The organism is Pseudarcicella hirudinis (assembly GCF_900115665.1).
In the GTDB taxonomy this organism is placed as follows: domain Bacteria; phylum Bacteroidota; class Bacteroidia; order Cytophagales; family Spirosomataceae; genus Pseudarcicella; species Pseudarcicella hirudinis.
Window position 1 is genome coordinate 48,686 of the sequence record NZ_FOXH01000017.1, and the last position, 22,622, is coordinate 71,307.

Consider the following 22,622-nt stretch of genomic DNA (forward strand, 5'->3'; position numbering starts at 1 on the left):
ACACATAAAATTACATTTTTAACTTATCCACTAAAATAAAACTTAAAAGAGTAAAGAAGCACTTCAAATGATAAATGAACAGCAAAAAACAAAGATTCTATTCTTTACTCCCACTGCCGGGCGTACAGGATCTGAAATGATGCTGTGGTATATTCTTAAAAACTTTGATCGTTCTAAATTCGAAGCTGGCCTGGTAAGTTTTGCTCATGGAGAATTACTTCATGAATTACCGGCAGATATTCCTTATTGGGTTGCCCCCAGAGATTTTAGCTTGTTACAGAAATTTCTCTTTAAACTAGGATACGCTCCGATAGATGCATCGATAAAAAAGGCTCAGAAACAGTTCAAAGCCGATATCTGGTATATGAATACCATGACGCTCCCTGAAATTGTACCTCTGGCTAAACAGCTCAATATCAAACTTATTACACATTTTCATGAGCTGAGTCTTTCTTATGAGTCTTTCAAATACCACGACCTTGAATTAATCATAAATCATTCTGATTTACTGATAGGTTGCTCAGAGATTACCACCCGGAGAATTATAGAATCAGGCGGTAAAAATGCCATTTCATTCTATTCTTTTATTGACACTTCCTTAATAAACCCTGATCTTCAAAAAGCTCGGGCACTCCGGAAAAAACTTGGAATCAAGGAAAATGATAAGGTCTATGTATTGGCCGGGACAATGAATTCCAGAAAGGGAATCGATTATTTACCTGCCATTGCAGAAAGCTTTAATGACCCGAATACTCATCTGATCTGGCTGGGGAATAAGCCCAAAAGCGGATTAATTTATTACATTGAACAAAAATGTAAAGCCATTAAGACTACAAAGGTGCATTTGCCGGGTCTTCAGAGAGATGATTATTTTAATTATCTTTCTTTGGCTGATATTTTTCTTCTGACCTCAAGGGAAGATCCTTTTCCTTTAGTGATGATTGAAGCTGCTTTTCTGGGAAAACCAATTGTTGCTTTCAATTCGGGGGGGATAGAAGAATTTATGCAGCCCGGCATGGGAATTGTCACCAAGTCAATGAGTACCAAAGAATTAAAAGAAGGAATTGTTTCGATAAATGAAGGAATGACTGGCACCAATTCAGATATTTCAAAGCAACGGGCGCTTAAATTTGATATAAGCAATCAGCTTCCGGTATGGGAAGAAATACTTGATAGTTTTATCAAACGGTCATTATAGTTTGTTCTTTTTGATCTAATTTTAAAGAATTTCAACTATCTAAAGAAAATAATGGCGTTCCATCTGATACCCTTTTGCTTATAAATGAATTCTAATCAGATGAAAAAAAATATACTATTTGTAGGGCATGACGCTAACAGAGCCGGATCTCAGATTTTGTTACTCCGTTTTCTGAAATTACTGAAAAACCATCCTGATTTTGAATTTACAGTATTGTTAAAGCATGGTGGAGAACTGTTAGAAGAATACAAAAAAGTTACTGATACTTTTATTTTTTATAATGAATCCGGAGCAACCGGGATTTTAGCTAAGATCAAATTCAGGTTTTCGGAAAAAAAGCAGGTTACCGATCAGCTCATTACACGAAAATTTGACCTTATTGTATCAAATACACTGACAAACGGGGATATTTTTGATACCCTGACAGCATTTGGCTGCCCGATTTTCACCTATGTACATGAGCTTGAAATGGGTATCAGGATGTACACTTATCCTGAGCATTTTCAAAAGGTTTTACAAAATACCGGGCTGTTTATTGCCTGTGCCCAATCAGTCAGCCTGAATCTGATTAACAAACACGGCATTTCAGCAAACAAAATAGAAGTACTTCCTTCCTTATTGCCGGAAGTGGCAATAAGCTATCAGAAAAATCCACAGAATACCGCGTATATTAAAAGAGAACTAGGCATTCCGGAAACGGCTTTCCTTGTCGGGGGGATGGGAACTGTAGATATTCGCAAAGGAGTAGATATTTTTTTAAAAATTGCACAAAAACTCGAACAGGAAGATATCTGGTTTTTATGGGTTGGCGGTAACAAAAATCAACCGGAATTTCAGATTTTCAAGATAGATATTGAAAGACTGGGGCTAAAAAAAATACTATTTCAGGAATCTGTATCAAATGCCCTTGATTATATCTCAGCTTTCGATATATTTCTGCTTTCATCGAGAGAAGATCCTTATCCGCTCGTAGTACTGGAAGCAGCTTTGCTTGAAAAACCTATCATCTGTTTTGATCAGGCCGGAGGAGCAAAAGACCTGATCGGGGAAGACGGAGGATTTGTGATTGATTATCTTGATGCTGATAAAATGGCTGAAAAAGTTTTGTATCTGAAAGCAAATCCTGAAATATGCCGGCAATTTGGAGCAAGTTCAAGAAAAAAAGTATTGACCCTGCATAATCAGGACAGGGCTTTTCAAAAATTTACAGATATTCTAAATACAAATGTTAAGTCGGACTAAGATTCTTAAATTTTATCAGAACCTGAAGATTCTGAACCTGAAAAACATTTTACAGCAATTAGTATGACTTTAGCTTTTACAATTTGTTCTATCAATTACCTTGCTCAGGCCCAAACCTTAGGGCAATCTCTGAAAGAACAGAATCCGGATGTGGAATTTGTTATCGGGCTGGTAGACAGGCTTGATAAAGTACAATTGGAAGCAGATAAAATTCCTCCTTTTCAAATGTTGGAAATTGATAAAATCAACATAGAGAACTTTGAGGAAATGTGTCTGAATTACAATATAACAGAGTTAAATACAGCGGTAAAGCCTTTTTTCTTCGATTACTTTCTGAAAAACAGGGCAGATATTACCAATATTATATACTTTGACCCTGATATCATCGTTTATGACAAACTTGATAAGTTACAAAACAGCCTTTTAACTTATGAAATTGTTGTTACACCGCATATCAGTTCACCGATCAACGATCGGCTGGATACTAATGAGACCGATCATCTGAATACCGGGCTTTATAACCTCGGATTTATTGCAGTCAGAAGAGGAGAGGAAACCATAAAAATGATTGATTGGTGGAAGGAAAAGCTGAAAAAGGATTGTCGGATTGATCTTTGCAATGGCTTATTTGTAGATCAGCATTGGATCAATTTTGTACCCTTGTTCTATAAAAATGTATTAGTTGAAAAATATCCGGGTTATAATGTTGCTTACTGGAATTTACATGAACGAAAAGTAACACAGGAAAACGGGAAGTTTTTTATCAATAATGTACCTCTGATATTCTTTCATTTCAGTGGGTATGAGCTTAAAAAACCGGAGGAAGTTTCAAAATATCAGAATCGTTCAAGTTTTGAAAATCGTCCGGATATTGTGCCTTTGTTTAGATATTATGCACAGAAACTCAGCGACAATTTCAATGAATACTATATCCAGATTAAATGTTTTTACATTAAGCCTCCCAAAATAAAGAGGTACAAAAGAGTTAGAAAAGTTCTGCAACTACCTTTTAAAAAACTTATTGAATTAATTTAAATCCGAATTGGAATAAGTCTTGAAAACCCTGAAAAATATAAAAATCTGGTCTAATCGCATTCAGAAAATATGGGATGCCGTTTCGACATTTACAATCTTTCAGATACAAAAATCAAACTTTAAATTACAAAAATTAAGTAATCCCAGGCAGGAAAGAGTAGGTATTTTACTGGCAGAACAATTTGGCGATATTGTGGCCTGTGAACCAATCGGACGGGAAATCCGGCGGCGACACCCAAATGCTGTTATTTATTGGATTGTCCGCTCTCCTTTCCAGGAAGTTCTGATTTCAAACCCTGCAATCGATAAAATATTGATTGAAAAAAATGTTTTACATTCAGTACTGATTCAGAAAAGCAGCATTTTTGACAATTTATACAACCTTCATCTCTCTAACAGAACTTTTAAACTTTTTAACCGTTTTCAGCCTTTCAGACTAATCAATCCTGTTGCAGATCATCTTGGGATAAATATTGAAAATTACTTCAATTTCGGGAACATTCTTGAGGTATTTTCACTCCTGGGCGGACTTGAAAAAATTAACGAGGCTCCCAAAATTTATATTCCTGAAACGGTAAAACATAAAATTGAAACGCTGAAGAAGCCTTCTAAATATATCGTTGTTCATTGTCATTCCAATTACCCGCCCAAAGACTGGCAAATACATCATTGGGAACATCTTATCAATAACCTGATCGAATATTTCGATTATGAGGTCGTGGAAATCGGTTTGAAAAGTAACCTTACTATTCATTCCGACCATTATCATAATTTCTGTGGAAAATTCTCCTTGCTGGAGACCGCAGAAATTATCAGGCATGCTGCTGCTTTTATAGGCATAGACAGTGGCCCGGCTCATTTTGCCAATGCTGTTGATACGTTCGGTTTCATTCTTCTGGGTAAACTAAATACTTTTGATGGTTATATGCCTTATTCCGGTAAATATGAAACCCAGGAGAATGCTCAGTTAATTATCAAAAAAGGGCAGCCTTGCTCGCAATTGACCTTTGAAGAAGTTTGGCTCCCTATTTCTGAAAGACTTAAAACTTTTCAGTAAATTAGTCATGAAGAATGTATTGTAACATTCCTCTCGTCACCTTAATTTTTACAATTTGAAGTCCTTAAATGTTTCTATTCCGTTGTGTACATTCAACGGGGAACGATATATTGAAAAGCAGCTGGAAAGTATCGTACAGCAAAGTTATCTCCCGTTTGAAGTAATTATTGTGGATGATAATTCCTCTGATCATACCATCTCTAAAATTGAAAGTTTTCAGCACAATTTAAATATCAGAATCGTCCGGAACAGCGAATCTCTGGGAGTAATCAAAAATTTTGAGAAGGCCATTTCATTATGTACGGGAGATATCATCGCTCCCTGCGATCAGGATGATTACTGGCATCCGAATAAGCTTGAAGAATATGTTTCCTTTTTCAACAAAAATCCGGATTCTGTTGCAGTGTTTTCAAATGCCCTGATTGTGGATGAAAATCTGAAAGAGCTTGGAAGTACTTTCTGGCAGGAAGTTCGTTTTTTTGAACCTCAGATTGCCCAATGGAAAGCCGGAGATGCCACCGGAATATTACTGGCCGGGAACAGAGTAGCAGGATGTATGTTTGCGTTCAGAAAGGAATTGCTTACTTACGGATTACCGTTCCCGACACACATTCCTAAAATGATTCATGACGGCTGGCTGGCTTTACTGGCAACATTAGTCGGCAAAGTCGGGCTTATTGCCGAACCTCTGATGTCTTACCGCCAGCATAGTCAGCAGCAGGTTGGCACGAGACCACAGCAAAAAGGTGAAAAAATACAATTATCCGGCAGATTTAACCGTCCCAGAATAGAAAAACTTGCACCATTCCTCGAAAAAAGGGATTATTTTTGTTTATTGAAAAAAGCATTAAGCGGAAAAGTAGATACAGGAAATGCTGATTTTCTCAAGATTGAGAAATCAGAAAGTTTCTACGAAATGAGAGGGACTCTGTCTGAAAATAAATTCAAAAGAGTCATTCCGGCGCTTAAAGCTTTATTATCAGGAAATTACCACCACTACAAAGATCAAAGTGCGAACTGGGCTGCTCCTTATAAAGCATTCCTTGGTGATATTCTCGAATGAAATAATTCTTAAACTTTCTTTCTTAAACTGTGAATTCAAGCCTGATTTATACAATCTGTTCAGCTAATAACCTTTACCAGGCATTTGCGCTGGGATTCTCCTTAAAGAAAACAAATCCTGATTACAGGTTTGTTATAGGACTTATCGATAAAAAGCCTCAAACAGATTTTGAATACCCTTTTTCAGTAATCTCAATCGATGAACTTCATCACGCTCCCTTCCGGGAAATGAGCGAACGATATAGTATTATTGAATTGAATTGTGCCTGTAAACCTGTTTTTGCCAAGTATTTTTTAAATTATTTCCCGAACACGGAACTGATTTACATGGATACTGACATTTGGGTTATGAATAATATTGATGAAATAATAACCAATCTGGTTGAGAAAGACTACGACATTATTCTTACACCACATATCACCCGTCCAATCGGCGATCAGGAGGAGTGGTCTGAGAAAAATTTTCTGAATGCCGGACTATATAATGCCGGATTCTTTGCCTTGAAAAAGACAGAAAATACCATAAAAATGTTGGATTGGTGGGAAAACAGGCTATTTGACAGAGGATATCTTGATTACTGCAAAGGAATGGGAGCTGATCAGCTTTGGCTCAATTTTGTCCCTTTATTTTTTGAGAAAGTTTTAGTGGAATATAACCCGGGGTATAACCTCGCCTACTGGAATCTGAATGAAAGGGAAATTTCATTGAATCCGGCAGGTCAATATATGGCAGACGCCGGTTATCCCGTAAAATTCTTTCATTTTAGTGGATTTAGTCCGGAAATGCCTAACTTAATATCCAGACATCTTCCAAAGACTCAGATACAGAGATATCCTGTCTTAAAAGAGTTATTTAACGAGTATCAGCGAGTACTTTTAGAAAATCATTACTATTTTTTCAAAGGGATTGTACCGGCCTACGGAATTTATACTCCTCCGGCAAAACCCAAAGGATTAGTGTCTAAGTTAATAGATAAAGGAAGTTGGAAGGTCATTAATTTTATTGAAAATTTTGAAGTATGAAAGTAATTCTGGATGTTTCAGTCCTCGGTTTGGGTTATTATTATGAAAAATCCAGAACAGGAGTTTTCAGAGTAGTAGAACAACTTGCCGGGGGCCTGGCCGATTCAAATGAGCTTGATTTGACTTTCTCGGCAAATCAGCAATTACCCGCTGCGATTCGATATATCCGGGAAACACTTAATGATGAAGAAACTCCCTTTGCCCATAGAAATGACCAAATCATGCTGGGAAATGTGAAAAACATCATTATGAAGAACTTTCCGCATAATTCATTTCCGCAAAAAGCGTTCAGAAAAATCATCTCTAAAATACAGCCGGCTGACTTTCAGCTTGCTAAGTCGCTGATTAATGGGTCTAATATCTTTCATTCTCCCTATTTCCCCATTCCAAGACCTTTATCTGTTTATCCGGGTATCAAAAAAATAGTAACCGTTCACGATCTGATTCCCGTCAAGCATCCTCATTTCTTTAGCTTTCAAACAGATCATGTTATTAAAAAAGTGGTAGAGAGTATCAGTCCGGATGATTTTGCATTCTGCGTTTCTGAATCTACCAAAGCGGATCTTTGTGAGTTGTCTGATATTACCGAAGACAGGATATTTGTGAATCACCTGGCAGCTTCTCCTGATATTTTTTACCAGGAAAAACAACCTTCCCGGATCAGAAAAGCTCTCCAAAAATATCATATTCCGGAAGAAAATCCATATTTCCTGAGCATTTGTACGCTTGAACCCCGAAAGAACGTTGATAGTGTAATCAGGAGTTTTGTTAACCTTGTGGAGCAGGAGAAAATCAAAGATTTAAACCTGGTTCTGGTAGGTACAAAAGGTTGGGATTTTGATAAAATTTTTGAAGAAATTGATGGTGCTAAAAGTGTAAAAAACAGAATTATCGTTACAGGTTATGCTGACGATGAAGACCTGGCTTCTATTTATTCAGGTGCAATGGCATTTGTCTATGTATCAATTTGTGAAGGATTTGGATTACCTCCGCTTGAAGCTATGCAGTGTGGTGTTCCGGTTATCGCCTCTAATACAACTTCCTTACCGGAAGTGGTTGGCGATGCGGGTATTTTAGTAACACCGACTGACCAGGATGCAATCAGCCATGCCATGTATCAGATCTATCACAACGCTCAATACAGGATATCGCTTTCTCAGAAATCGCTTGAAAGAGCCCGGTTATTTACCTGGCAAAAATTTATTGATAAAACGGTAGAAACCTACCAGATAATCTCTTGATTTTCAAGAAAATTCCAACCACCTTCTTTGAAATAATACTTGATAAGCCCGCAGATCAGACTGGCAGGTTATCTCGTTTTTTAATTTCGGCATATTTTTTGTGAGTAGGATTATTATGCGACCTGAATCCATATAAATGATTCAGAAAAAGCCTCCCATTATGGAAAACAATTCATTGGAAAATACCTTGGATAACAGAGAAACCGAGTCTAATTACAGGGCTTTGAGAGATTCTGTTCTTCAAATATATCAGTTTGCCACCCGTTTATCAAAAGACTCCAGTGCAGATAATGAAGTGCAGATTTCATGGGATCTGGGCGATACCTCCTTAATTGACTGGATTAGTTTTAGCAGATGTTACCTTTCAAGACCGGGCCATAAACTACAGTTTTTATCTAAACCTTCCAGACTTGAAACAATCGGTTTTGACTTATTGGAAAAAGATAAATTACTTATTTGCAGTGACGCACTGAGGGAACATTTATCAGATAACGAAATCGATGAAATTCTCAGAGAAAGTCAGGGAGTTGAATCAAGTTGCAAGAACCTTTTAAGAATAGCTTATGCTTCCAATTCAACGAGTAATTATAACGTTGTAGTGATGGAAGTAGTGAATAGCAAAAAAGTCAATCTGGAACCTGTAAAGTCAAAAAAAACCGCTTCAGAATCCGGTAAAAGTGCAGGTAAAATCCTTTTCCCACTGTTAGGTTTATTGTTGTTTATCGGGATAGGTGCACTTATTTACTGGATTATCAATAAAAACGAGTTCTCAAAATCCCAGACTTTTGCCAGTACCAATACTACTGAAAACCTGCCTAAGGATACCATTATCAATTATATTCCAAAGGATTCTATTGAAATTGCCAGTGAAATGCTTGCCAAAGAGTTTGATGAGGAGAAGAAAAAAATTCAAAGTGATAATTCGAATTTATCCGAAGAAACAACAAGTTCTCCGAACACTGTAACAACTCCTAAAAAAGAAGCTTCTAAACCCGAATCGGAACCTCCGAAGACAAAAGCAGCCAGTAAGCCGGCAGATGATTTTAACAATTTCAGAAGCACTCCGGAAAGAGAATCAAACCCTGAGAAGACCGTAACCTTTGACCGGAAAAGAGAAGAGCAAAACCTGATTTCCCTAAAAGCTCAGCAGGAAAAATGGAAGGCCATAAGAGATAGTTTACAGAAAGAGGTCAATGAGGGCAACCTTGCCGCTAAGGATCAGCTAAAAAACAGTATTGAAGTACTGGAACGTGTTGAGAAAAAGATCAGAATAAGTACACAAAAACTTCAGTAACGCTGAAAAGTCCATATACAGAAAAAGCCGCATTTTTAAGAATGCGGCTTTTTTTATGGAAAATTGACCTTAGTCTATCAGAATATTGGTTCTAGGCGTTATGACATTCGACTCACGGCTTTTAGCTGAACTTGCACTTTTCTTCTTCGTTTCGCCATTACTTTTCAAAGGCTGCTTTTTCTCATTATTCATTTTCAGCAAATGTGCAACGAACATATACACTCCGAAAACTGCAATAAGTATATACAGGGAAGTTGTATTTTCTACCTCTTTACTGATAATCACAAAAAAGATTGATATGATAATGGTAAAAATCCAAAGGATCATTGAAGCTTTTAAATGACTCATTCCGGAATCAATCAGAATATGATGTAGGTGATTTCTATCGCCTACAAATGGAGATCTCCTGTTTTTCAAACGAATGATAAATACTCTTAATGTATCGAAAATCGGAACGACAAGCATTACAATAGCCAAAATCGGTGCGTTAAATGTGGCAGTCGGATCAAAGCGATAAGCTACATTAAGCTGGATAAATTTGACAGCAAACATGGTCAGTAAAAAGCCGACAATCAGAGAGCCGGTATCACCCATGAAAATCTTGGAAGTAATGGAGAAATTAAAACGTAAAAAACCCAGTAAAGCCCCGGCCAGAGAAGCGGCCAGGCAGGCAAGCGCATAATGTCCGTTAATATAAAACCACACGCCAAACATTCCCCCTGAAATCATCCCGATTCCTCCTGCAAGTCCGTCAATGCCATCAATCAGGTTAATAGCATTAATCAAAGCGATAAAAACGAAAACTGTCAGGCCGCAGCTAACTGCATAAGGTATTTCATTTATTCCTAAAATTCCGTAAAAATTATCAATCCGTAAATCTGCCAGCATTACTACCAATGCCGAAGCAGCTACCTGAACAAACATCTTTTTCCTTGGAGAAAGCACCAGAATATCATCTTTTACCCCTAAAAAGAACAAGAGAACGATGGAAGAAATAGAAAGGTGAATCAACTGTCCTTCGTCCGGATTTTCCCAGATAAAATAACTGATAAGTGTTGAAGCAAATATAGCCACTCCACCCAGCGTTGGTGTTCTGCGTTCATGCGAACTTCTGCCACCAGGCTCGGCCATTAAATTTTTTAATCTGGAAATTTTGATAATTACAGGGATAGCAGCTATTGACATTGCACAGGCCAGCAGGCTGGAGACAATGATCTGAAAAAGTCTATCATTATATAATGTCCAAAAAAAATTATTCATTGGGTCGATGGGTATTTTTTTTACAAATTCAAAGTTGTCTGATAACAATATTGCTTACTTTGACTTTTAAGGTGCGGCTTTTTGTGCAAATAGTAGGACAATTTACGTCATTTAACGGCACATTTCCAAGTAAAGTCACTGATTAATGGTTCTCGTCTTGACTAAAACAGCCGGATTCCCCTGATATATTGAGTAAGCGGTAAGGTCTTTTGTGGCAACAGAACTCACAGTTAAAACAGAATGACTCTTACATCTTATTCCGGGACAAACTACCGCTTTTGCACCGATCCAGGCGCCTTCTTCCAGATAAATTTCTCCAATCATTAAATCAAAGGTGCTCTTCTTATAATCATGATTTCCCGTAAGCAACATAGCTCCCTGGGAAACACAGGCATTGTCGGCGATGGTTACTTTGGCAAAATTGTCTATCCAGACCAACTCTCCTATCCAGACATTATTTCCGACTTCAAGCAGCCAGGGGAATTTAATATTCACCTTGGGCTTAATCACAAATCCTGAGCCTATTTTAGCTCCGAATAGCCTCAGAATGAAAGCCTTAACAGCAATTGGAATGGGCAAATAGCTATTGATAGTGAGTGAATTAATGATAAACCAAAGAATGATTTTAGGTTTACCTGCCGGATATTCTGCGTAATACCAGCTATTGTTGAATTTGGTTAAATCCGTTTTCAGCATGATGTCAATTTGAATCACAGTTCAAGTTTAGATATTTTTTCCGTATTCAGTTTTAAAGAATTCTCTGATGGCTTCTTTATCCTTGCCTACTCTGTGAAATACTTCATAAATCTTGGCATCCACTAAAAATCTGTACCAGAGTCCTTGTAAAAAAATCCACATTAACCCCTGTACCCCATCTAAAAAGCCAAGTTTTATAAAATATCTGTACAAAAAGTAAATAACAGGTCTGGTAAACAAAGGAAGAGAGGCGTACTTAACTTTTAGAAATCGTGTTCTTTGCTCCTGCGTTCCAAAAAGTTTAGGTTCCACTGTTTCAAAATTCCTGAAATTATACCGGATATTTAACAAATCTATTACTTCCCTGATCGCATATAAATTGTGTTTTTGCGTCCACCAGGTAAGATTATTCAAATTGTGATCAACTAAATCATTCTTCAGTTTGATTGTTTTGCCCTGAAAAAGTTTAATATGCTCATCCATCCAGCTTTCTTCACAAATCCCCTGATTACTACGCCAGATCCGTAAGAGCCACATCGGATAAAAACCTCCTCTTTTCATCCATTTTCCCATGAAAATGACTCTCCGACTAATATACAAGCCGCTCACATCCTCAGAAATCCCCGATAATTCTTCATTAATTTCTGAAGCCAGCTCCGGAAGAATATATTCATCACAATCCATTCTCATCAGCCATTTGGTCTTGAAAGGATTATTCTCTATGCCAAAGTTAAACTGCTGCGCATAATTTACCCAGGTATTTTTGGCGACCTTTGCTCCTAATGCCTCAGCTATTTCTACCGTTCTGTCAGTAGAACCTGAATCTACTATGAAAATTTTATCAGTAATCGCAAATAACGACTTTAAACACCTTTCAATGTGTTTTTCTTCATTCAGGGTTAAAATAATTACTGAAAGATCCTGCATTACTCTGTATTTAGATTTTCTAAAGCCTAATTTAATTTATCTGACAATTTTCCTGAATTCTTCCAAAAGATTCTTTGCCACAATTTCAATGTCGTAACGACTCCGAACCAGATTCTGTGCGTTTGCGACCAGCTCCTTACAATATTCTGGATCATCCAGCATTTTCATTAATCCTTCCTCAATACTATTCGAAGAAAGGCTTACCAAATGAGCAGAATTTGTCTCCCTCAAGGCTTCTCCGAAACCTACCCTGTCGGACATCAAAGAAGGAACGCCTGAAATCAAAGCTTCTAATGCTGCAATTGAAAAACCTTCGGAATGAGAAGGAAGTGTAAAAATATCAGCATCTGAAAAGGCTGCCAGCTTATCATCTCCTGTTAAAAGGCCAACCGGAATAATGTAGTCCTGCAGGTTATTTCCTGTTATAAAACTTTGAGTCTGAGAAAGATACCCGTCATCAGAACCAGCTAAAACCAGAATGGCGTCATCCCGTTTTCGGGCAAGTTCCTTAAATGCAGGAAGCAGTAAATCAAGTCCCTTTTTGAGGTTAATCCGGCTAAGAAATAAGACAATCTTTTTGTCTTCGGGTAAATTGTACTTTTTTCTAAAATTTCCTTTGGCTGGCAGATTCATGAAATTAGCGAGTTTCATTCCATTCGGAACAATAGCAACATTCTGATGCTGGTATCCCAGATAGTTTAAAAGATCCTGCTTTTCATCCAGGTTATTAATCTGAATCAAATCTGTATTCCGAAGGATTCTCTTCTGGAAAAGCCATGAAAAGATCATTTTTTTCCAATATCCTTTACTCAAAGTCCATTTATCGAGCAAACCATGAATAGTGATTACTTTTGCCGTCTTCAGATTCAGTAAATATGGAGCAACTCCTGCAAAATGCCATAGTCCATGAATGTGAATAACATCATATTCTTCTCCATGCTCTTTCAGCCAGACAAAAAGTTCAGGTGAAAATTCTGCCCAGAAACGGGCAAGCCAATGTCTTTTACAAGCCACTATTCTGGCACCTTCCGGAACCGGATACAAACGCTGCCCTTCAGAAATAGGCGTTAATATCGTTACTTCTGCACCATTTTTAAGCTGTACTTCTGCATGGTCAAAAATGATTTTGGGAGGTCCTCCAATGTCCCAGGAATACCCGCAAATATTCAGAATTTTCAATGTAATAAAAGACTTTATAGAGTTAACTTCTTTTCAAATCCAATAATCTATGTTGAAATCAACCCCATTTTTCGTGATAAAAAGGTAGTTAATGGCTTTTCAATTATTTTATGAATAATCACACTAATTATAATAATCAGAAACAAAGCAAGCGTATTGAATCCGATCCAGTCAACCTGAGCAGATTCAAACCCGAACATTGAAGGTAATTTATTTAACAAAAGTAAGGCGGGAATATGAATTAAATAAATTACATAGGAAGCATCTCCCAATAAAACACACCAGTCCGGTACTTTTAAATGTCCTGCTTTTTCTAACTGAAGGCATGAAAAAACAACAAATGCCGCAGGAATTCCAAAAATAATTAACCTTGGGTAATATGCACAATCAAATACTTGTCCTCCCCAATAAATCAAAGCCCCCAAAGAGCCGGCCAGCACAATAAGATTGCCCGGTAAAGAGCTGAAATCTACCTTTTTGTAGGCAAAATACAGTAAATATCCGAACAGAAATTCAACATTATAAAGGCTGAAAAAAAAGCCGAAATACGTAAATGGCACCACTCCCCACAGGTGTTTGATATAAAATCCGTTGATGAGTGAAATAATAATACAAATGATTCCCAGCACTTTAAATCTGCCTGAAATAATCAACAAAGAAAAGAACGCATAAAAAAGCAATTCATAACTCAAAGTCCAGCTTACCGCATTGATAGCAAAATGACCGGGTAATAAAAACATGGTTCTGACAGCACTGGAAAAAGTGTCAGGAAGTTCCGTATGGAGCTTTATTCCTAAAAAATCTGTCAGGACAATACTCACCACAACCAGAGCTCCCAGGGTGACCCAGTATATCGGATAAATTCTTACAAATCGTTTCTTGAGATATTCTTTAAATCTGGCAGGATTATTAAGGTATTTCTGACTGGTATAATGAATGATAAATCCACTGATAACAAAAAACAAATCGACTCCGGCAAATCCGATACTGAAATAGTTATGATAAAAAAACTGCGAATAGCTGTTTTTTGTAAAAACGCTGATATGATAGATTACTACAACAATTGCCGCAATACCCCGTAATAACTGTATTGAATTTATAATTTTGCTGGAAGACATATTTTTTTAAATCCGTCAAACATCTCTTTTGCTACATTCTGGGGAGAATATTCCCGGATTATTTTCTCGGAATAATTTCCAAATTTAGACAATTCATTTCCAAAATGCATCATTTTAAGAAGCGTATCTGTGATTTCTCCCGTATCCAAAGGATTAAAAGTGTATCCGTTTTTGCCATTCTGTACAAGATCCACATGACAACCGCATTGCTCTGAGACTAAAACCGGCATTCCGCAAGCCATTGCTTCATTCACCACCAATCCCCAGGGTTCGTAGGTGCTAGGCAGAACAAGAACATCTGAAAGGCACAGATACTCAGGAACTTTATCCCAGGTCATTCCATCAACAAAGTGAATATTGTTAATTTTATTTTCTTTGACAAAATTACCTAAACTCTCCTTCAGAACACCGTCTCCCAATAAGATCAGGCCCCATTGTTCTGAGATGTTTTCCTGCTGAGTTTTTTGAAAGGCTTCTAAAAGACGATACAGGTTCTTTTCCTCAATCAATCGTCCGACGAAAATAAAGTTCCTTTCCGGCAAGCCTAAAGCCTGCTTTATGGAATTCTTTTCAGGAAGGCAATTATTGAAAATTTCTCTTAGTGCCTGGTTATCAACACAATTTCTTTTCACAAGAATCTGATCAGGCTTTGCCCCTAATTTCATCACATAATTTGCGGAAAGTGTTCCGAAATTAAAATATCCGTCAAACTTTCTGACTATAAATGATTTCAGTTTTTCTTTCCAGCCGATTCTTACCAGATCCATCGCCGTAGATTCATTGGAAAGAATCGTTTTGATTCCTTTCCATTTGCAATAAAAAAGAATCAGAATGGTGGAAAGCTCATAAAAACCAGTCAGGTTAACGATATCAGGCTTAAACTGATTGATGTTCCTTAAAATACCTTTAAATTTCTGCCATTCCGAAATATCTTCCAATGCACCATTATGAAGTAAATCATAACTGTACTTATGACCGGAAAGATCAACATTTCCCAAAGATAAACGGCTTCTTTCTACAATTGCAGCCTGAACAACATGGAGTTTGAAATCAGGATGAAGTACAGATAATTTCTGTAGTTCGTTAAAGATAATTGCTTTATAATGAGCCCAGAGTTGGTTGTGAACAATTAACACTCTCATATCAGCTTACAATATCTGAGGTTTCAGGTTTTTGTACCAAAGGTCTTCTGTCCAGATATTTTATCCCGACAAAACGAATCATTACTACAAAAACAAACCAATAGGCTGTATCTACAGGCCGTCCGGCAGTAAATAAACCCACAAAATAAGAAATATAGAAATAAGCCAGGAAAGTCGTCATCGGATTATCCCCCTTTTTCATTTCCCGGATTGAAGCCTTCAAAAGAATCATATTCATTCCAAAAAATGTCAGAAAGCCCGGAATGCCGCAATCTACCAATGATTCAAGTACGGGCATATCCATATACCTGTGACGATACCCTTTTCCCAGAATCAGGCTCCAGGGATCTTTTTCCAGAATATCGGCAAAATAATTAAGGTTTGTAACCCGCCCCATAGCAGACGCATCTGCAAAATCATCCTTTTTATTCAAACCTAAAGCGGTTGACATGGCATTCAGGAAAGACTTGTAAAAACCTTCGGAATATGAACTCAGTATATTAATGATGAACTGCTGAGTGCTGATGAAATAAATAACCGCAGCAAGCAGAATACCCATAAAAAGTAAATTCCTTGGTGTAAATATTGACTTCATCGTTTGCCTGACAGCAGAAGCTTTTACCCCATAAAAGAAGTACATCGCAATGATAATCAGGGTAGAAAGGAAAATCGCTCTGGTTTGGGTCAGAAGGATAATGACTCCAGAAAAAAACAGATTAAACCAGGTGAAAATTCTCCAGTACAGATTTTTTACTTTCAGATATAAATAAGAAGCGATGATTCCGGCATAACCATTTCTGGCATATACGTGAGGGTTCCCGCTGCTTTCTGTGCTTCCGTCACCGAATTGTACGGTTGCCCGCTGACCAAGCATATAATGCGGGTTTTTAACAATTGAATAAACAAGAGCTATACTTCCAATAAAAGTAAGAACCACGATGAGCGGCAGGAAATAATCTTTAATCTCATTGGAAACACTCATAATGAGAAAAAGATAGGTAAAGATGAAGATATAATAACCTACATCCCTGATCAGATAAGCTGTTTCAGTGTAGTCATTATTATAAACAACCATGTAAATAATGGACATTCCTAAAAAGAACAATCCCAGCCGCAAGGCAGGTAAATTCGGTTTATAGAATTTTTTAAGGAAATCGCCCGGAGCGATCATTAAGCCAAAACCCAATGCGTAGCTTAAAATGGTAAAATTGGAGCTACCACCAAAACCCAAAGTTTCCTTGAAAAAGTAAACAAGCGGAGCTCCCATGAAAATGATGAAAATTCCAAGAACTTGTCTGCTATATTTGAAATTAAATGGCATATTTCAGGTTTATGAATTATCTCTTGACCTTAAAACGACTCTCAGAAGTCATTTTCGGGAATTTTAAAGACTTTTTCTGTATTTTAAATAGGCGAAGTCTCCTTTTAGTATGAAATAAAGAAGTTTTCTTATTCTGCAAAAATAATAAATCATCCGCTCAGAAAACGGACTTTTTAACTTTTTAGCATATTCCGCCTTGATTTGAGCATGCTCTTTAAGTCCTACCTGTGAAATATTAGAGGTTTTTGAATCGGAATGAATCCGGAATGCCCCCCATAAATCATCGACTAAAACCTTTTCCACTGATTTCTCTATGCCAAATCTCGACATTATCTCGTAGTCAAAAGCAAACCTGAAGTTTTCATTCAGGTAGCCGTATTTTTCGAGTAATTCCTTCTTAAAGAAAAATGCCTGATTGTGGCATTGCATTCCTTCAAAAACAAGTGAATTCATAGAAAACGGCATAACTTTCAGCACTTCATAGGCAATATCATTTTCATCAATCAGCATAAGATTACCATAGAAAACTCCTGCCTTCGTATTAGCGCGGTAAGCTTTTAAAACAGCCTGAAATGCCCCTTCTGTGAAAACATCATCAGAGTTTTGAAAACAAATCAAATCCCCGGTAGCTTTCCTGAAACCTTCATTAATTGCGGCAGCCTGTCCGTTATCCTTCTGACTAACCCAGGAAGTAAGATGTTTTTCATACTTTTTTATCACCTCCACGCTCCTGTCAGTTGACCCGCCATCCATGATGATATATTCAAGATTCGGGTAGTTCTGGTTCAAAACACTCAAAATCGTCCTTTCCAGGTAATCTGCCTGATTATATGAAGGCGTAATTACTGAAATTTTAGGGTATTTCAAGTCTTTTTCAATCGGCTGGTTGATATCAAACAAAGGCTTGCTTACAAACTTCTGCGGGGAAATATCGGCAATCTGACTATAGTTCATACTTTACATTAAACTTTTATATACTTCAAGGGTCTGGAGAGAGGTTTTCTCCCATGAAAAGAGTTTTCCCCTTTCTAAACCATCTTCTTTCATTTTCTTATTCAGTTGTTCATCCTCCACCACTTTCTCCAGTTGAGCAATCAGTTCTTCTTCCCTGGCCGGATCGAAATACAGCGCAGCTTCCCCTCCTACTTCAGGCAGGGATCCTGCATTGCTCAGTAAAGCAGGGCAGGCGCAGGCAAAAGCTTCTAAAACCGGAATTCCGAAACCCTCGTATAAGGAAGGATATACGAAAACAAGAGCCTTCTGATAAACAGAATACAAAATTGCATCTTTTTGAGCCTTAATGTGCATAATTCTCCCGGAAAGTCCCAGATCATTGATCATAGTTGTTTCTGTTTCAGAAAAGGCTCCCGCTCCGGCGCACAATATTTTCAGGTCTTTGTGTTTTTTTAAGACAACAGAAGCTGCTTTGAGGAAAAAAGCAAAGTTCTTAAAAGCATCCCTGCTGCCAACATAAAGAATAAATTTTTCAGGTAAAGCAATTTGCAGGTCTTTTAAAGGGTTTTGGTGGATATCGGGCGTACCCAAATGGATCACTTTGATCTTTTTTTCATCAACAGCAAAATATTGCAGAATATCCTGTCTGGTATTTTCAGAGACAGCAATTACTTTGTCGGCTCTGTCAAGTAAAGTCTGCTTCAAATCCTTCATATCTCCTCCTATTTCAGGATATTGTTCATGGAATTTTTCTGTGGTAACGTCGTGAAACGTCAGCACAACCGGTTTATTTCCAACAATATCGAGAAAATAGCGATGATAAAACGTAGGATGAAAAATATCGAAATCCTGTCGGCTGATAATTTTCTTACTATTCAGGCGGTTAAGCAATGAGAAACCCCTGTTGGCATACTTTGAATCAGAGAGCAAGTCATATGAAAGATGTTTGGCAAAAGGTTGGTTTTTCAGGTAAAAATTATTGGAATATTTCAGGGAAAGATCAAAATCTATATCAGTTCTGTCTTTATAATAATTCATTAAATAATAAAAATACCTGGAGATTCCTCCAAACTTCACACCGGTAAACGCCTGGTGGTCATACAGAACTTTCATGAATGGCTTAAAAAATAGTAAAGGCACAAATTTAAGTAAATTTGCCCGAAAACTTCTTCACCGTTAAATAAAAAGGGAGGATTGCCGGAAATGAGGGTATCAGATAAGAAGAAAGGTTATCCGGATTGATCCGGATAACCTTTCCAGGTAGCATTTTTTATTCAAATCACAATTTTTACTATTTTCTCTGTTCCAGAACAGAAAGTCTTTTTTCTATCAATTCATTCTGTTGCCTGAGTGATTGGTTTTCTTTTTTAGCTTCAATCAGATAAAGGGTCAACTCTTCTATTTTCTGCAAAAGCTTAGTATTCATCTCTCCAACATCTATTCCTTTCTCAGTTACTTCTCTGGCAGATGGAACTTCCGGCAAATGACTGTTTTCTTTGATATATCTTTCAACCTCACTCAGTGGTCTTAAACTGTATTTTTTATTAAATACATAATCTGGCCAATTTGACTGAAGTTTTACCACAACTCTTTCTGCTATCATATCCCCGCCTACTGACAACTTATAACCGGAGGGGACTGAACTGGTTCCTATACCAACACTCCCTGAATTCTTAACAGATATTCCTGCTAACGCATTACTTCCATTATGGCCATATACCTCAAATATCGCTCCTGAAAAAGTACTCCCCTGTAATGCCCCTCCGGAATGAATAGCAAATAATCGCGTATTACTGCCAGGAATCCCTCCTATATTAAAAGAAGTTGTCGCATCTGCATCATAGGTATCAAAATGAGCCTTGTTTTGTGATGAATTCAGCATTAAAGTCGGATTATTTGCTCCCGCACCAATAATCTCAAATCTCGCTCCGGGTGTAGTTGTACCTAAACCAAGTCTTCCATTAGCATCTGCTGTCACTACTTCTCTCCACGCTTGCTGCGGATTGTCATTAGTCTTTCTAAACCATAATCTCTGATCATAAAAGCTTCCTGAAAATTGCATTGCATAATTGTTACCCGGATTACTATGGCGAACATCTAATAAATGCCACACACTCGTTGCTCCAGTTGGAAAATTCACAGGTGTATAGGCTTCATAAAAACCTGATTGAGCCCCAGCATCACCCCGAAGGCCAGCATTATCCCTCACTTCTGTACGTGAGTTTAACTGTCCGTAGTTTAGTGCTCCTCTATAATCATTTAATGGAAGACCTGTATCTAACTGAGTCTTATAATTATGGTCAATATAAGACTGGCTTGGCAAGCCTTGCTGAAACACTTCTCTAAATGGTAAAGGATTGGCTACCCCATCGTAAATAACAGGTGCATTAGTCGTAGTTTTTATATTATATGTGGTTTTACCTCTAAGCCAGACAATAAAATTGTAAGACCCATTCTGAGTAGTAGCGTCTTTCCAGCCAGCAATAAATTTGCCCGAATAAAAATAGATTACAGGCTCAATGAAATTAGAACCATTTCCCCAACGACTGGTGTGAAATCTTATTTTGGCCATTAATGAACCCCACCACAATGAATCAGCATGAACACTTGTCCGGTTAATCTGTATTTCAGATGGCTCCAGATTCCACACTTCGGGCTTTTCCTCAAAGACAACCGGATAAAACTTATTACCGTCACCATTTACTTTAATTGTAGTAAACGTACTTTGAGCACTTAATCTTAAGCCTAACAGTAACAAAATAATTGAGATATATACACTTTTCATTTTTTCCTATTTGTTTTTAATAATTCCTTTTCCATTAACTCTATTCTAGTAAGCAAATACTCATTAACTTTTCTTTGATCTTTCAAAGTAGAAGCCTGTTCCTCACTGATTTTCTTTTGTTCAATCAGATAAAGAGTCAGCTCTTCTATTTTCTGCAAAAGCTTAGTATTCATCTCTCCAACATCTATTCCTTTCTCAGTTACTTCTCTGGCAGACGGAACTTCCGGCAAATGACTGTTTTCTTTGATATATCTTTCAACCTCACTCAGTGGTCTCAAACTGTACTTTTTATTAAATACATAATCTGGCCAATTTGACTGAAGTTTCACTACAACTCTTTCTGCTATCATATCCCCGCCGACTGCTAATTTATAGCCCGAGGGAACTGAGGTCCTACCTATACCTACATTACCCAAGGCATCTATTCTCATACGTTCAGTGTTGGAATCCGTATTAAATGTGATAAGTCCTCCGTTTTTCGCACCTCCTCTAATAAAATTAATTGAACTGTTTACTACTCCGTAAAAACTATGCTCAATAGCAAAGCTCTTTCCTCCAAATTGACTAAACTGTGTTTCATATCCACGAACCCCTAAAAAAGTTCCATCGCCTTCATTATCACCTTCCGGTAATCTTCCAAAAACAACGCCTAATTTCCCATTTCCTACATTGGCTCCAATATCCAATACTGATTTAGGCGAAGTTGTCCCAATACCTACATTTCCATTTACATCTGCTTTCAAGGCAATTTTAGCTCCATCAGGAAAATAAGGATTACCAACATACAAACTCCAGTCATTGGTCATTGGTAAGAATTTATTTACTGTCAAATCATTTCCGGTATTGTTAAGGCTTGTCCATCCTGAATTATTGTTAATAGAACGAATTTTGATCTTAACTGGTAAAGACTGACCTGCTGCCCCTATTGTATTAATAGCTCTGATCCTAAATCTTGGATTAGAAGGATCAGTATTACAATCAATTGCAAAATTGTAATCTCCGGAATAGGTATTGTTATTGATACGTCCAACCTCTCTCCACACAGATGGGTTACTATTAGAAATACTGGCCAAATGAGTTGCAGCAGCTGCGACATTAAGTCTTGTATAAGCAACAGAGATTTCATAATTTCCTGAGGCTCCAGCTTCAGTAGGGCTTACTTTTACAAATTCAATATAATCTCCTATTTTAAAATTTGCCGGAAATGTTACTGTTGTAGAAAAGTCATAATTAGTACTTACATTACCATTAGCATCTGCTGTCACTACTTCTCTCCAGGCTTGCTGTGGATTATCATTAGTCTTTCTAAACCATAATCTCTGATCAATAAAGCTTCCTGAAAATTGCATCGCATAATTATTCCCGATATTACTATGTCTTATATCTAACAAATGCCACCAACCTGAAGCACCTACCGGGTAATTAACTGGTGTATTTGTCTGATAAAACCCAGATTTAGCATCTATTCCTTTTAAACCTGCATCATGGCGCATTTCAGTTCTCATATTGGACTCTCCGTAGTTACCATATTCAACTCCTCCAACAGTCGGCACATATGCATTGATTCCAGTTATAAATGTGTGACTTATGAGAGATTGAGAGGCTTGCCCTTCATCAACTACCTCATTATAAGGTAAACTATTCTGGACATTATCATATACCACAGGATTCTTGGTAGTGCCAGAAAAGTTATAGGTCGTTTTTCCTCGAAGCCATATAATCAGCTTAATTGTTGTATTGGCTCCGCTCGCATCTCTCCATCCTGCGATAAAATAACCTCTTGATGAATAAATAACCGGTGACACAAAACCTGATCCATTTCCATAACGAGTTGTATGAAAAGTAAACTTAGACTCTAATGATCCCCAAAATGTAGAATCGACATGAGTATTTGGTCTGGTTATCTGAATACTGGACGGCTCTACAGCCCAGACCTCCGGCTTTTCCTCAAAGACAACCGGGTAATATTTATTTCCATCCCCATTTACTTTAAACGTAGTAAATGTACTCTGGGCAATGAGATTTGCAGAACCCAGACTTAAGATGATAATTACGAGATACTGAAAGTATTTTTTTTTCATTTTCTTT

Annotated in this window: 19 protein-coding genes; 8 read left to right on the plus strand and 11 right to left on the minus strand. The window is 37.4% G+C overall.

From position 1 onward, the window contains the following. Window positions 1-67 precede the first annotated feature (67 nt). From BM179_RS21825 to BM179_RS21860, 8 genes are all read left to right on the plus strand, one after another. On the plus strand, window positions 68-1,198 hold the full coding sequence (locus tag BM179_RS21825; protein ID WP_092019303.1) for a glycosyltransferase: 1,131 nt from the start codon (window positions 68-70) through the stop codon (window positions 1,196-1,198). Window positions 1,199-1,297: 99 nt separating this feature from the next. Continuing rightward, the gene (locus BM179_RS21830) at window positions 1,298-2,440 is read left to right on the plus strand and encodes a glycosyltransferase family 4 protein (RefSeq protein WP_177219483.1); all 1,143 of its coding nucleotides are present in this window, start codon (window positions 1,298-1,300) and stop codon (window positions 2,438-2,440) included. 63 nt (window positions 2,441-2,503) lie between these two features. Beyond that, window positions 2,504-3,475, plus strand: a complete 972-nt coding sequence (locus BM179_RS21835; protein ID WP_092019305.1) for a glycosyl transferase — start codon at window positions 2,504-2,506, stop codon at window positions 3,473-3,475. 19 nt (window positions 3,476-3,494) lie between these two features. Then, entirely contained in the window at window positions 3,495-4,532 is a 1,038-nt protein-coding gene (locus tag BM179_RS21840; RefSeq protein WP_092019306.1) for a glycosyltransferase family 9 protein, read from the plus strand. Window positions 4,533-4,587: 55 nt separating this feature from the next. Beyond that, window positions 4,588-5,595: a glycosyltransferase family 2 protein gene (locus BM179_RS21845; protein ID WP_092019307.1), complete on the plus strand. Its 1,008-nt coding sequence runs from the start codon at window positions 4,588-4,590 to the stop codon at window positions 5,593-5,595. A gap of 29 nt (window positions 5,596-5,624) precedes the next feature. Beyond that, the gene (locus tag BM179_RS21850; protein ID WP_092019308.1) at window positions 5,625-6,617 is read left to right on the plus strand and encodes a glycosyltransferase family protein; all 993 of its coding nucleotides are present in this window, start codon (window positions 5,625-5,627) and stop codon (window positions 6,615-6,617) included. Next, a complete protein-coding gene (locus tag BM179_RS21855; protein ID WP_092019309.1) occupies window positions 6,614-7,858 on the plus strand; it encodes a glycosyltransferase family 4 protein in 1,245 nt (414 codons plus the stop codon). The genes BM179_RS21850 and BM179_RS21855 overlap by 4 nt, the downstream gene beginning before the upstream one ends. A gap of 160 nt (window positions 7,859-8,018) precedes the next feature. After that, the gene (locus BM179_RS21860; protein ID WP_143095294.1) at window positions 8,019-9,152 is read left to right on the plus strand and encodes a hypothetical protein; all 1,134 of its coding nucleotides are present in this window, start codon (window positions 8,019-8,021) and stop codon (window positions 9,150-9,152) included. Between the two features lie 69 nt (window positions 9,153-9,221). On the opposite strand, the gene BM179_RS21865 is transcribed toward BM179_RS21860, so the two are convergent. From BM179_RS21865 to BM179_RS21915, 11 genes are all read right to left on the minus strand, one after another. Next, a complete protein-coding gene (locus BM179_RS21865; protein WP_092019311.1) occupies window positions 9,222-10,412 on the minus strand; it encodes a glycosyltransferase family 4 protein in 1,191 nt (396 codons plus the stop codon). Window positions 10,413-10,547: 135 nt separating this feature from the next. Then, on the minus strand, window positions 10,548-11,108 hold the full coding sequence (locus BM179_RS21870) for a WcaF family extracellular polysaccharide biosynthesis acetyltransferase (protein WP_092019312.1): 561 nt from the start codon (window positions 11,106-11,108) through the stop codon (window positions 10,548-10,550). A gap of 27 nt (window positions 11,109-11,135) precedes the next feature. Continuing rightward, on the minus strand, window positions 11,136-12,035 hold the full coding sequence (locus BM179_RS21875) for a glycosyltransferase family 2 protein (protein ID WP_092019313.1): 900 nt from the start codon (window positions 12,033-12,035) through the stop codon (window positions 11,136-11,138). 36 nt (window positions 12,036-12,071) lie between these two features. Further along, complete coding sequence (locus BM179_RS21880; protein WP_092019314.1) at window positions 12,072-13,214, minus strand: glycosyltransferase; 1,143 nt, start codon at window positions 13,212-13,214, stop codon at window positions 12,072-12,074. Between the two features lie 47 nt (window positions 13,215-13,261). Beyond that, window positions 13,262-14,332: an acyltransferase family protein gene (locus tag BM179_RS21885; RefSeq protein ID WP_092019315.1), complete on the minus strand. Its 1,071-nt coding sequence runs from the start codon at window positions 14,330-14,332 to the stop codon at window positions 13,262-13,264. Continuing rightward, window positions 14,311-15,474: a glycosyltransferase family 4 protein gene (locus BM179_RS21890; RefSeq protein WP_092019316.1), complete on the minus strand. Its 1,164-nt coding sequence runs from the start codon at window positions 15,472-15,474 to the stop codon at window positions 14,311-14,313. The genes BM179_RS21885 and BM179_RS21890 overlap by 22 nt, the downstream gene beginning before the upstream one ends. A 1-nt stretch (window position 15,475) precedes the next feature. Next, on the minus strand, window positions 15,476-16,795 hold the full coding sequence (locus tag BM179_RS21895) for an O-antigen ligase family protein (protein WP_092019317.1): 1,320 nt from the start codon (window positions 16,793-16,795) through the stop codon (window positions 15,476-15,478). Between the two features lie 63 nt (window positions 16,796-16,858). Then, window positions 16,859-17,749 (minus strand): glycosyltransferase family 2 protein, encoded by an 891-nt coding sequence (locus tag BM179_RS21900; RefSeq protein ID WP_092019318.1) that lies wholly within the window; start codon window positions 17,747-17,749, stop codon window positions 16,859-16,861. A gap of 3 nt (window positions 17,750-17,752) precedes the next feature. Continuing rightward, complete coding sequence (locus tag BM179_RS21905) at window positions 17,753-18,862, minus strand: glycosyltransferase family 4 protein (protein WP_092019319.1); 1,110 nt, start codon at window positions 18,860-18,862, stop codon at window positions 17,753-17,755. Window positions 18,863-19,040: 178 nt separating this feature from the next. Continuing rightward, window positions 19,041-20,534: a hypothetical protein gene (locus BM179_RS25430; protein ID WP_177219485.1), complete on the minus strand. Its 1,494-nt coding sequence runs from the start codon at window positions 20,532-20,534 to the stop codon at window positions 19,041-19,043. Then, window positions 20,531-22,615 (minus strand): hypothetical protein, encoded by a 2,085-nt coding sequence (locus BM179_RS21915; protein ID WP_092019320.1) that lies wholly within the window; start codon window positions 22,613-22,615, stop codon window positions 20,531-20,533. Before BM179_RS21915 ends, BM179_RS25430 begins: the two co-directional genes overlap by 4 nt. Window positions 22,616-22,622 lie beyond the last annotated feature (7 nt).